At 71.2% G+C, this 11,782-nt stretch carries 14 protein-coding genes; 5 read left to right on the top strand and 9 right to left on the bottom strand.

All coding sequences use genetic code 11. From position 1 onward, the window contains the following. The 3 genes from VFN12_RS13000 to VFN12_RS12990 form a co-directional block, all read right to left on the bottom strand. Positions 1-556, bottom strand: a 556-nt coding sequence (locus tag VFN12_RS13000; RefSeq protein WP_325119132.1) for an SDR family oxidoreductase, incomplete at its 3' end; no start/stop codon positions are given. Positions 557-607: 51 nt separating this feature from the next. Beyond that, complete coding sequence (locus tag VFN12_RS12995) at positions 608-1,333, bottom strand: beta-ketoacyl-ACP reductase (protein WP_325119131.1); 726 nt, start codon at positions 1,331-1,333, stop codon at positions 608-610. 43 nt (positions 1,334-1,376) lie between these two features. Then, on the bottom strand, positions 1,377-1,589 hold the full coding sequence (locus tag VFN12_RS12990) for a dodecin (protein ID WP_325119130.1): 213 nt from the start codon (positions 1,587-1,589) through the stop codon (positions 1,377-1,379). A 79-nt stretch (positions 1,590-1,668) separates the two neighbouring features. Between VFN12_RS12990 and VFN12_RS12985 the strand changes: the two genes are divergently transcribed. Both VFN12_RS12985 and VFN12_RS12980 read left to right on the top strand, forming a co-directional pair. Further along, positions 1,669-1,968: a DUF3099 domain-containing protein gene (locus VFN12_RS12985; RefSeq protein WP_325119129.1), complete on the top strand. Its 300-nt coding sequence runs from the start codon at positions 1,669-1,671 to the stop codon at positions 1,966-1,968. A 208-nt stretch (positions 1,969-2,176) separates the two neighbouring features. Continuing rightward, complete coding sequence (locus VFN12_RS12980) at positions 2,177-2,386, top strand: acetone carboxylase (RefSeq protein ID WP_414690044.1); 210 nt, start codon at positions 2,177-2,179, stop codon at positions 2,384-2,386. A gap of 43 nt (positions 2,387-2,429) precedes the next feature. Here the strand turns inward: VFN12_RS12980 and moaA are convergent, their stop codons facing one another. Further along, a complete protein-coding gene (gene moaA, locus VFN12_RS12975) occupies positions 2,430-3,572 on the bottom strand; it encodes a GTP 3',8-cyclase MoaA (RefSeq protein ID WP_414690046.1) in 1,143 nt (380 codons plus the stop codon). Between moaA and VFN12_RS12970 the strand changes: the two genes are divergently transcribed. Beyond that, positions 3,523-4,278, top strand: coding sequence for an SURF1 family protein (locus tag VFN12_RS12970; protein ID WP_325119126.1), 756 nt, complete (start codon positions 3,523-3,525; stop codon positions 4,276-4,278). The genes moaA and VFN12_RS12970 overlap by 50 nt on opposite strands. Before the next feature lie 13 nt (positions 4,279-4,291). Here VFN12_RS12970 and VFN12_RS12965 read toward each other — a convergent pair whose 3' ends face one another. The 4 genes from VFN12_RS12965 to VFN12_RS12950 are packed head-to-tail and all read right to left on the bottom strand — an operon-like array spanning position 4,292 to position 9,380. Then, a complete protein-coding gene (locus tag VFN12_RS12965) occupies positions 4,292-5,047 on the bottom strand; it encodes an SDR family oxidoreductase (RefSeq protein WP_325119125.1) in 756 nt (251 codons plus the stop codon). 18 nt (positions 5,048-5,065) lie between these two features. Continuing rightward, a complete protein-coding gene (locus VFN12_RS12960) occupies positions 5,066-6,931 on the bottom strand; it encodes an ABC transporter ATP-binding protein (RefSeq protein WP_414690045.1) in 1,866 nt (621 codons plus the stop codon). Positions 6,932-6,956: 25 nt separating this feature from the next. Continuing rightward, on the bottom strand, positions 6,957-7,751 hold the full coding sequence (locus tag VFN12_RS12955) for an enoyl-CoA hydratase/isomerase family protein (protein WP_325119122.1): 795 nt from the start codon (positions 7,749-7,751) through the stop codon (positions 6,957-6,959). Positions 7,752-7,781: 30 nt separating this feature from the next. Then, positions 7,782-9,380 carry an ABC-F family ATP-binding cassette domain-containing protein gene (locus tag VFN12_RS12950; RefSeq protein ID WP_325119121.1) on the bottom strand — a complete coding sequence of 533 codons (1,599 nt, stop codon included), beginning with the start codon at positions 9,378-9,380 and terminating at the stop codon, positions 7,782-7,784. Between the two features lie 21 nt (positions 9,381-9,401). On the opposite strand from VFN12_RS12950, the gene ypfJ reads away from it, so the two are divergent. Further along, a complete protein-coding gene (gene ypfJ, locus VFN12_RS12945; RefSeq protein WP_325119120.1) occupies positions 9,402-10,337 on the top strand; it encodes a KPN_02809 family neutral zinc metallopeptidase in 936 nt (311 codons plus the stop codon). A gap of 7 nt (positions 10,338-10,344) precedes the next feature. Here the strand turns inward: ypfJ and VFN12_RS12940 are convergent, their stop codons facing one another. Next, positions 10,345-11,250, bottom strand: coding sequence for an aminoglycoside phosphotransferase family protein (locus tag VFN12_RS12940; protein ID WP_325119119.1), 906 nt, complete (start codon positions 11,248-11,250; stop codon positions 10,345-10,347). Positions 11,251-11,401: 151 nt separating this feature from the next. Here VFN12_RS12940 and VFN12_RS12935 point away from each other — a divergent pair. Continuing rightward, the coding region (locus VFN12_RS12935) for an amino acid permease (RefSeq protein ID WP_325119118.1) at positions 11,402-11,782 on the top strand (381 nt) is incomplete at its 3' end.

The following is an 11,782-nucleotide window of genomic DNA, read 5'->3' as shown; positions in this document are numbered from 1 at the left end:
CCAGGTTGCAGCGGATGCCGTCGGGCCCGAGGTCGCGGGCGAGGTAGCGCGAGGTCGACTCGAGGCCCGCCTTCGCGACGCCCATCCAGTCGTACGCCGGCCAGGCCACGGTGGCGTCGAACGTCATCCCCACGACCGATCCGCCGTTCCCCATCAGCGGGAGGCAGGCGTTGGACAGCGACATCAGGGAGTACGCCGACACCTGCACCGCCTGCGCGACGTCGTCCCACGGGCCACCGAGGAACTTGCCGCCGAGCAGCGTCTCGGGGTTGCCGTACGCGATGGAGTGGACCACGCCGTCCAGACCGTCGACGTGCTCGCGCACCAGGTCGGGCAGCCGCTCCAGGTGCTCGGGGTCGGTGACGTCGAGCTCGAGCACCGGGGCCGGCTCGGGCAGTCGTCCGACGATCCGCTTCGTGATGCCCAGCGCGCGGCCGAAGTTGGACACCAGCACCGTGGCGCCCTCCTCCTGGGCGACGCGGGCGACCGCGAAGCCGATGGAGGTGTCCATGGTGACCCCCGCCACCAGGATGCGCTTGCCTTCGAGAATGCCCATTGCGTGGTGCTCCTTGAACTCGGATTCGACCTGCTCGACCAGCGAGATGTCTCAGTGCCCCATGCCGAGGCCCCCGTCGACCGGGATCACCGCCCCGGTGACGTAGGCCGCGCCGTCGGAGGCCAGCCACTGCACCACCGAGGCGACTTCCCCGGTGGTGGCGTAGCGCTGGAGCGGGATCTGCGCCCGGTACTCCGCCTTCTTCTCCTCGGGGAGCACGTCGGTCATCTCGGTCTCCACGAAGCCCGGCGCGACGACGTTGGCGGTGATGGAGCGGCTGCCGAGCTCTCGGGCGAGCGACCGGGCCATCCCGACCAGACCGGCCTTGCTCGCCGCGTAGTTGACCTGCCCGGCCGACCCGAGCAGCCCGACGACCGAGGAGATGAAGATGATCCGGCCCCGGCGCAGCCGGAGCATGCCCTTGGCGGCACGCTTGGCCAGCCGGAACGAGCCGGTGAGGTTGGTCTCGATCACCGACGACCAGTCGTCCTCGGACATCCGCAGCACCAGGGTGTCCGCGGTGATGCCCGCGTTGGCCACCAGCACCTCCACCGGGCCGTGCTCCTCCTCCACCTTCGCGAAGGCGGCGTCGACCGCCGTCGGGTCGGTGATGTCGCACCGGACGTCCAGCGCGCCCTCAGGTGCGCCACCGCTGCGCGTGGTCACCGCCACGCGGTCGCCGTTCGCGAGGAAGGCCTCTGCGATGGCCCGGCCGATGCCGCGGTTGCCGCCGGTGACCAGGACGGACCTGGGCTCGTGCTCGCTGGTGTCGCTCACGTCACGCGACGCTAGCGACTACCGGGCGGTAGCCCAAAGCAGGTCAGTCATCCTCGAGGCGGAAGCCGACCTTCAGGCCCACCTGGAAGTGCTCGACCGTGCCGTCCTTGACCTGTCCGCGCACCTGGGTCACCTCGAACCAGTCGAGGTGGCGCAGGGTCCGGGAGGCGCGCTCGACGCCGTTGCGGACGGCCTGGTCGATGCCGTCGGGCGACGTGCCGACGATCTCGGTGACGCGGTACGTGCGGTTGGACATGGATGCCTCCCGGTGACGACGTGATGACGGGCGCACTGCCCCTCAGGGATTCTGATCGTAGCGACGTACGATGAGGAGCATGGCCCGGGACCAGCACGGTGACCGGGACGCGGTCAGGATCACGACCGCCTCGGCGAGCCGCAACGAGGAGATCGCGGGACGGCAACGCCGCTACGTCATCTCGATGACCATTCGCACCATCTGCTTCGTCGCGGCCATCCTCGTCGGCGAGGGCTGGCTGCGGTGGGTGCTGGTCGCCGCCGCGCTGCTGCTGCCCTACTTCGCCGTGGTGATGGCGAACGCGTCGCACAGCAAGAGCGACGACTTCGCGCTGCGCCCGGGTGCGACCACCCACCGGGAGCTCCCCACTCCGGACTGAACCTCGATCTCGGTGAGACGAGGACGCGCCGGGAGGTAGACGGTTGACAAAGTAATTGCGCATGCAACAATCGCTCGGGCGAATTGAGCCTCCCCCGTCTCGGTTCGCTCCGGTGCCGGACGACTTCCCCCGTGGTCGTCCGGCACCATTTCTCTTCGGTGGCCCGCCGCCGTGCCGCGCTCGTGTCCCGTTTGGCACGATGCACCACGTGGAGGATCCGCTGACCTGCTCGGCCAAGGGCTGCACCGCGGCCGCGGTCTGGGCCCTGCTCTGGAACAACCCGAAGCTGCACACGCCGGACCGGCGCAAGACCTGGCTGGCCTGTGACGAGCACCGCGGGTCCCTCACCGAGTTCCTGGCGGCGCGGAGCTTTCTCAAGGACGTGGTGCCCGTCGAAGACCGTCCGGTCGACTCGTAGACCAGACCACCTGCACCGGATCCGCTGACACGTCTCCGGTCCACTAACCCCCGATGGCCGACATCGGCCGGTCCGGCTGGAGGAACGCGGGGTCGTCGATGCCGTGGCCGGCCCGCTTGCCGCGCATGGCGATGACCCAACGCTCGGCGAGCTCGTCGTCGGTCGCCCCGCCCCTCAGGGCGGCCCGCAGGTCGGACTCCTCCCGGGCGAAGAGGCAGTTGCGCACCTGTCCATCGGCGGTCAGTCGTACTCGGTCGCAGTCGCCGCAGAACGGTCGCGTGACCGACGCGATCACCCCGACGGTGGCCGGTCCGCCGTCCACCCGGAACAGCTCGGCCGGCGCACTGCCCCGCGGCTCGTCGACGGGGCTCAGCACGAACTCCCGCTCGAGGTGGGCGAAGATCTCCTCGGCGGTCACCATCTCCGCCCGACTCCAGCCGTGCTGCGCGTCCAGCGGCATCTGCTCGATGAATCTGAGGTCGTAGCCGCGCTCGATGGCCCAGCGGAGGAGTTCCGGCGCCTGGTCGTCGTTGGTCCCGCGCAGCAGCACGGCGTTGATCTTCACCGGCACCAGACCGGCGTCCTGGGCGGCTGCCAGGCCCTCGATCACGTCGTGGAGGCGGTCGCGCCGGGTGATGGTCTGGAACGTGTCCGGCCGCACCGTGTCGAGGCTGACGTTGACCCGGTCCAGACCCGCCGACTTCAGCGCCACCGCGGTCCGGGCCAGTCCGAGGGCGTTGGTCGTCAGTGACAGCTCGACCGAAGGCTCGATCGCGTTCACCTGCCGGACGATGTCGACCAGGCCGCGCCGGACCAGCGGCTCACCGCCGGTGAACCGGACCTCCCGGATCCCGAGGCGGCGTACGCCGATCTCGATCAGCCGGACGACCTCGTCGTCGGTGAGGATGTCGTCGCCCGGGAGCCAGTCGAGCCCCTCGGCCGGCATGCAGTAGGAGCAGCGGAGGTTGCACCGGTCGGTCAGCGAGACCCGGAGGTCGGTGGCCACCCGGCCGTACCGGTCCTCGAGGGGTCGGGTCGTCACTGGCGTGGTCACCCTCGGGAGTCTACGGGCGGGACGGCCCCAACTCGAATGGCCCGGAGCAAGTCCGCTGGCGGCCCCGGCTAACCTCGCGGGCGTGCGGTCGCTGCGGTTCCTGGTGAGTCGACGCTGGGTGCTGTTCGCGATCACGGTCGCGCTGCTGGCCTGGGTCGCCTGGCTGCTCGGCGAGTGGCAGTTCCACCGGCTGGCCGAGCGCAAGGACCTCAACGCGATCGTCGCCCGCAACACGTCGGCTCCCGCAGCTCCCGTCTCCGACGTCCTGGCGCCCGACCGACCGGTCGACGAGGCGGACGAGTGGCGGGTGGTCACGGCGACCGGGACCTATGCCGCCGGCGACACCGTGGTCGTCCGCTACCGGACCCGCGACGGCGCCTCCGGCAGCGATGTCGTGGTCCCCCTGGTGACCGACGACGGCCCCGCGCTGCTCGTCGACCGGGGTTGGCTGGCCACCGGCAACAACGCCACCGAGCCGGTCGACGCACCGGCCCCGCCGTCGGGAGAGGTGACCGTCACCGGCTGGGTGCGTGCCGACGCGACCGGTGACAGTACGGCGGTGTCGTCGGCGTCCACCGATGGGGCCCTGTCGACGCGTGCGATCTCGAGCGAGCGGATCGGCGAGGCACTCGACCGGGAGGTGTACGGCGGCTTCGTCGACCTCAAGTCCGAGGACCCCGCGCCCGACACGCCGCTCGCCCGTGCGGAGCCGCCCGAGCTCGACAACGGCCCGCACTTCTTCTACGGCCTCCAGTGGTGGTTCTTCGGCGCACTCGCGATCGTCGGCTTCGGCTACCTCGCCTACGACGAGTGGCGCAAGCGCGAACAGCCCGGGTGACCGGACGCTCCCCCTACAGCGCCCGCAGCATGCCGCCGTCGACAGGGACCATGGCGCCGTTGACGAACGACGCTGCCGGTGACAGCAGGAACGCCGCCGTCCGGCCGAACTCCTCGGGCTCCCCGTAGCGCCCAAGCGGAATCGTCCTGATCGCGGCCGCGCGGGCGGCTTCGGGGTCGCCTCCGGCCGCATCGAGCTCCGCGACCCGCTCGGTGCCGATCCGCCCGGGCAACAGCCCGTTGACCCGGACGCCCTGCGGGCCGAGCTCCTCGGCAAGGGTCTTGGCCACCATCGCCAGCCCGGGACGCAGGCCGTTGGAGATGGCCATGTCGGCCAGCGGGGCACGGACGCTCGAGGACAGGACGAGCGCCAGCGAGCCACCCGCACCAAGCTCCTTGCCCAGCTCCCGCGACAGTCGTACGGCGCCGAGGAAGACCGACCCGAAGGCGGCCGTCCACTGGTTGTCGTCGATCCCGGTGACCGGGCCCTTCGGCGGGCCGCCGACGCTGATCAGCGCCCCGTCGAGACGGCCCCAGGTGTCCCGGGCAGCGGCGATCAGACGTCGCGGTGTCTCGGGATCGGCGTTGTCGGCGACGACGGAGACGGCCGCCTCCCCGAGCGCCTGCTCGGCAGCCGTCAGCGACTCGGCGGTGCGCCCGGACAGCACCACGCGGGCACCTTCGGCGACGAGGCTGTCTGCGGTTGCCCGGCCGAGGCCGCGCGCTCCGCCCGTGACCACGTACACCCGGTCCTTCAGCTGCAGGTCCATGCGTCGACCCTAGCGAGGTCAGGCGACAGGGGCGTCCTGGATGAACTGCGTGCGGTAGAGGTCGGCGTAGAGCCCACCTTGCGCGAGCAGCTCCGCGTGGGTGCCCGCCTGGACGATCCGGCCATCGTCCAGGACCAGGATCCGGTCGGCGTTGCGCACCGTGGAGAGCCGGTGGGCGATCACGAGCGAGGTACGGCCCTCGAGCGCGGCGTCGAGCGCGCGCTGGACCGCGAGCTCGGACTCGCTGTCGAGGTGGGCCGTGGCCTCGTCGAGAACCACGACCGAGGGCGCCTTGAGCAGCAGCCGCGCGATCGCGAGGCGCTGCCGCTCGCCCCCGGACAGGCGGTAGCCACGGTCCCCGACCACCGTGTCCAGCCCGTCGGGCAGCGACCGGACCAGGCGGGCGATCTGGGCCGACTCCAGTGCCTTCCACACCTCGACCTCGGTCGCGGCCGGTCGGGCGTACATCAGGTTGGCGCGGATCGTGTCGTGGAACATGTGGGCGTCCTGGGTGACGTAGCCGACGACGTCCTCGAGGGACTGGAGCGTCACGTCGCGGACGTCCTGCCCGCCGACCCGGACGACGCCGCTGTCGGTGTCGTAGAGCCTCGCCACCAGGTGGGTGGCGGTCGTCTTGCCCGCCCCGGACGGACCCACCAGCGCCACCATCTGACCGGGCTCGGCCGTGAAGGAGATGCCCTTGAGCACCTGCCCGGTGTCGCGGGACTCGGTCCGTGCCACCGACTCGAGCGAGGCAAGCGAGATCTCGTCGGCGCGGGGATAGGTGAACGTGACGTCGTCGAACTCCAGCCGCGACGCCTGAGGCGGGAGCGCCACCGCGTCGGGCTTCTCCTCGATCAGGGAGGGCAGGTCCAGCACCTCGAAGACCCGCTCGAAGCTCACCAGCGCGGTCATCACGTCGATCCGCACGTTGGAGAGGCTCTGCAGTGGCCCGAGCAGACGGAGCAGCAGGGTGGCCAGCGCGATCATGGTGCCGACGGTGAGCGTGCCCGAGATGGCGAGATGGCCGCCGACGCCGTAGACGACGGCGGTCGCCAGCGCGGGCACGAGCAGCATCGCGGCGAAGAAGATCCGGGTGATCAATGCGATCCGGATGCCCAGGTCGCGGACGTGGCCGGCCTTGGCGGCGAAGAGCGCGTCCTCGGTGCCGCGGTCGCCGAACAGCTTGAGCAGCATCGCCCCGCCGACGTTGAAGCGCTCGGTCATCGCGTTGCCCATGTCGGCGTTGCCGTCCATCTGCTCACGGGTCAGCTTCGCCAGCTTGGCACTGACGATGCGGGAGGACACCAGCAGGATCGGGAACAGCGCCAGGCACAGCAGCGTGACCTCCCAGCTGAGCGCGAACATCGCCACCCCCACGACCACCACCGAGATGGCGCTGGAGACGGTGCTGGACAGGGTCGAGGTGAACGCGCGCTGGGCACCGATGACGTCGTTGTTGAGCCGGGACACCAGGGCGCCGGTCTGGGTGCGGGTGAAGAAGGCCAGCGACTGCCGCTGGACGTGGCCGAAGACCCGGTTGCGGAGGTCGAAGATCAGACCCTCGCCGATCCGCGCCGAGAAGTAGCCACCGATGACCGACAGCACGCCCCCCAGCAGGGCGACCCCGACCATGGTCAGGGCCAGCACGGTCACCAGCCCGGTGTCGCCCTTGCTGATGCCGTCGTCGATGAGCCGCTGCACCAGCAGCGGGTTGACGACCACGAGTCCGGCGTCGACGACGGTGACCAGGAGGAAGGCGGCGATGGCGGCGCGGTGCGGGCGCGCGAAGCCGACCACCCGGCGGACGGTCCCGCGCTCGACCCGGGACTTGACCGCGTCGCGGTCGGTGCGCATGTGGCGCCACGCGGGGCCCATGCCCATGCTGAGCGACACCTGCTGCCTCCTCCTAGTCCTGCCCGGCCAGCAGACCCGCCAGCTCCCGGAACCGGCGGATCTGTGCCTCGCGTTCGAAGCGGCGCTGGTCGTCAAGGCTCCGGCCGGACGCCGCCTGCAGCAGCGCCTTGGTCTCCCGGACCGCACCGGGCATCGGTGCGGTGAGGGCGCTGACGAGATCGGCGACCGTGGCGTCGAGGTCGGCGGCGGGTACGGCGACCGTGACCAGCCCGATCTCGAGTGCCTCGGTGGCGCCGACGCTCCGCGCGGTCGCGCAGATCTCCAGCGCTCTCGGGTAGCCAACGCTCTCGACCAGGGGCTTTGTTCCCGTCAGGTCGGGGACCAGCCCGAGGGCCGACTCCTTCATGGAGAACTGCACGTCGTCGGCGACCACCCGCAGGTCGCACGAGAGCGCGAGCTGGAAGCCGGCGCCGACGGCATGGCCCTGGACGACCGCGATCGAGACGAACCGGGGGTCACGAAGGAACGTGAAGCCCTGCTGGTACTCGTCGATGGTCGCCGAGACCTCGTCGTCGGACTGCGCCAGCAGCGCGGCCACGGTCTCCTGGCCGTCTCCTCCCCCGGGCTCCAGCATCGCTCGGTCGAGGCCGGCGGAGAAGCTGCTCCCCTCCCCGCGGACCACGACGACCCGCACCTCGTCGGGGATCTCGCGCCCGATCGCGGCGAGGGTGCGCCACATGGTGGGGGTCTGGGCGTTGCGGACCTCGGGCCGGTCGAGGGTGATCGTGGCGACCGCTCCCTCGACCTGGAAGCGCAGCCCGGCTGCGGCGATGTCGTCAGGCGTCATTCCCGGAGTCTAGGAGCCGGCACCGACGGGTCAGGCCAGCGCCACCAGGTCGGCGTACTCCTGGTTCCAGAGGTCCTCGACCCCGTCGGGGAGGATGAGCACCCGGTCCGGCTCCAGCGCCGACACCGCGCCCTCGTCGTGGGTGACCAGGATGATCGCGCCCTGGTAGGTCCGGATCGCGGCGAGGACCTCCTCGCGGGAGGCGGGGTCGAGGTTGTTGGTGGGCTCGTCGAGCAGCAGCACGTTGGCGCTGGAGACGACGAGGATGGCCAGTGCGAGCCGGGTCTTCTCGCCTCCGGACAGGACGCTGGCCGGCTTGTTGGCGTCGTCCCCGGAGAACAGGAACGACCCGAGCACCGACCGCGCCTCGGTGTCGGTGAGCTGGGGCGCCGCGGAGTGGAGGTTCTCCAGCACCGTCCGGCCGGTGTCGAGGGTCTCGTGCTCCTGGGCGTAGTAGCCGAGCTTGAGCCCGTGACCGGGCGTGACCTCACCCGTGTCGGGGGCGTCGACTCCGGCGAGGATGCGCAGCAGTGTCGTCTTCCCGGCACCGTTGAGCCCGAGGATCACCACCCGGGAGCCCTTGTCGACGGCCAGGTCGACGTCGGTGAAGACCTCGAGCGAGCCGTAGGACTTCGACAGCTCCGCCGCCGTGAGCGGCGTCTTGCCGCACGGCGCGGGCGCCGGGAACTTGATCCGGGCGACCTTGTCGGCGCGCCGCTCGCCCTCGATGCCGGCCTTCAGCTTCTCGGCCCGCTTGAGCATCGACTGTGCCGCCTGGGCCTTGGTGGCCTTGGCCCGCATCCGGTTGGCCTGGTCGGTCAGCGTCTTGGCCTTGTTCTCGGCGTTGACCCGCTCGCGCTTGCGGCGCTTCTCGTCGGTCTCGCGCTGCTGCAGGTAGGCCCGCCAGCCCATGTTGTAGACGTCGATCTCGGCCCGGTTGGCGTCGAGGTGGAGGACCCGGTTGACGGTGGCCTCGAGCAGGGCGTTGTCGTGGCTGATCACCACGAGGCCGCCCTTGTGCGCCTTGAGGAACTCCCGCAGCCAGACGATGGAGTCGGCGTCGAGGTGGTTGGTGGGCTCGTCGAGGAGGAGCGTGTCGGCTCCGGAGAAGAGGATCCTGGCCAGCTCCACCCGCCGCCGCTGGCCGCCCGAGAGCGTCCGCAGGGGCTGGCCCAGGAGCCGGTCCTCGATGCCGAGACTGTGGGCGATCTGCGCGGCCTCCGACTCCGCCGCGTAGCCGCCTCCGGCGTGGAGCTCCGCGTCGGCCCGCGCGTAGCGGCGCATCGCGCGCTCCTGGACCGCCGCGTCGTGGCTGCCCATCTCGCCCTCGGCCGCCCGCAGACGGCGTACGACGTCGTCGAGACCGCGAGCCGACAGGATCCGCTCCCGGGCCGGGATGTCGGGGTTGCCGATGCGGGGATCCTGCGGGAGGTAGCCCACCTCCCCGGTGGTCAGGACGGTGCCGGACGCGGGCAGCCCTTCTCCGGCGAGGATCCTCGTCAGGGTGGTCTTGCCGGCGCCGTTGCGCCCGACCAGCCCGACCTTGTCGCCGGCAGCGACGCGGAAGCTGACGTTGTCCATGAGGAGACGAGCCCCCGCGCGGACCTCGAGGCGCTGCGCGGTGATCATCAGGGTCGCTAGTGTAGTTCGGTGCGCTTCAACCCCCGGGCCCGGCTCGACCGCGGCCGCGTCTCGGACGCCGGCGGACGTGGTCGAGGAGGCGGCGGAGCGGGGATCCCGATCCCCGGCGGGGCCAAGGCGGGCGGCGGCATCGGCGCCGTCGTGGTCGTCATCCTGTTCATCGTGCTCACCCAGGTCCTCGGTGACGGTGGCGGCTCGACGCTTCCGGATGGTCTCGACACCACCCGGATCGACGGCGGGGACAGCACCCGGTACGCCGACTGCGAGACCGGTGAGGACGCCAACCGGGACGAGGACTGCGCCCGGGTGGCCGTGGAGAACTCCCTCTTCGACTTCTGGAGCGACAACCTCGAGTCCCAGTCGGGGACGACGTTCGCCCCGCAGGAGCGGCTGACCACGTTCTCCGGGGCGATCGCCACCGGGTGCGGCCAGGCGACCTCGCAGGTCGGTCCGTTCTACTGTCCGGCGGACCGGGGCATCTACCTCGACACCACGTTCTTCGAGGACGTCCTGCAGGGCCAGCTCGGTGGCCCGGCGGGTGAGTTCGTCGAGCCCTACGTCCTCGCCCACGAGTACGGCCACCACATCCAGAACCTCACCGGCGCCATGGGCCGGGTCCGCACGCAGCAGGGGCCGGAGAGCGACGCCGTACGGCTCGAGCTGCAGGCCGACTGCTACGCCGGCATGTGGGCAGGTGCCGCCACCTCCACCGACGACCGGTCCGGCCAGGCGCTGATCGAGGAGATCACCGAGGAGGACATGGCCGAGGCGGTGGCCGCGGCCAAGTCGGTGGGCGACGACCGGATCCAGCAGCGGTCGGGCGGGCGGGTCGACCCCGAGGGATGGACGCACGGGTCGGCCGAGCAGCGCCAGCGGTGGTTCCTGACCGGGTACCGGGAGGGGTCCATGGAGGCCTGCGACACGTTCTCGGCCGCACAGCTCTGAGCCGGCGTCAGCCGAGGAGCGCCTCGATCAGGGGAAACTGTCGCTGCAGCGCCCGCAGGTACGGCGCCACGCTGGGGTGGCGGTACTTCGCCGCGAGCGCGCCCTCTCCTCCCGCCACCCTCGCCAGGGCCCAGTCGGCCCGGTTGAGGACCGTGTAGACGGCGGTGACCCGGGCCCCGAGCTCCACCTCCTCACGCGTCGCGAGCCCCGGTGGGAGGCCCATGAGATAGCAGTCGACCAGGGGCTCGAACTCCTCGCGGGCCGAGAGCAGGTAGAAACCGAGGTCGGCGCCGACGGGTCCGTGGCCGAGCATGCCCCAGTCGATGGCGACCACCTCGTCGCCCTCGCGGCCGGGCAGGTTGTCCGGCACCGGGTCGCCGTGCTGGGGCACCTGCGTCAGCTGATCGAGGTCGTCGAGGAACGCGTGCCGCCGGCGCCACAGGTGGTCGGCCACGTCGGCCACGGTGGTCCGCTCGAGGGTCTGCCAGCCGCCGCGGCGCTCGACCCTGTCCAGCCGGTCGCGGAGCTGGTCGCGGGCCAGCCAGTCGAGGGTCCCGAGGTCGGCTCCGGCGAAGCGCCCCATCGCGTTCGCCGCGAACAGTCCGCTGTTGGCGGCGTCCTCGACCCAGTCCTGGACCAGGGTGATCCCGTCGACGTCCTCCTCGACCACCGCGTCGAGCGGCCCCCGGAGGCCGGGTGTTGCGACGACCAACCCAGAAGCGGCCACGTCGGCTGCCCGGCGCCAGTAGGCGAAGTGGCGCCGGTCGCTGAGCTCGGCCGGATCGTTCTCGGAGGGCGCGGCGAACCGCTTGACGACCACGGGCCGGTCGTCGAGGACCGTCCGCCAGACGCCGACCGTCGACATGCTGGTGCCTCCGGGCATCGCATGCCAGCCTGGCTCGGGCTGCCACATGACGGAATCCTGACAGAGGAAGGCCCCCGGTCAGCGGATCTCGCGACGCAGAAGGGCTACCCGATTCGCGCCGGGATGGTTGACGAGGCTCACATCGGGTAAAGGGCCCTGCAGGCCGCACCGGCGAACGCGAGCGCGAATGAGGATTCCCATGGCCCAGTCCACCCCAGCAGCCCACTCGGAGGCACCCGGACTCCGGCGAGGACTCAAGCAACGGCACCTGACGATGATCGCCATCGGCGGCGTGATCGGCGCGGGCCTCTTCGTCGGCTCCGGGGTGGTCATCAACGAGACCGGACCGGCGGCGTTCCTCAGCTACCTCATCACCGGCGCGCTGATCATCCTGGTGATGCGGATGCTCGGCGAGATGGCCACGGCCAACCCGTCGACCGGCTCGTTCTCCGACTACTCGCGCCGGGCACTCGGCGGCTGGGCCGGCTTCTCCGTGGCCTGGCTCTACTGGTACTTCTGGGTGATCGTGGTCGGCTTCGAGGCCGTGGCCGGGGCGAAGATCCTCACGTTCTGGATCGAC

This window comes from Nocardioides sp. (genome assembly GCF_035703625.1).
In the GTDB taxonomy this organism is placed as follows: Bacteria; Actinomycetota; Actinomycetes; order Propionibacteriales; family Nocardioidaceae; genus Nocardioides.
Note: the sequence above shows the minus strand (reverse complement) of the source record. Positions and strands in the feature narration are given on the sequence as shown.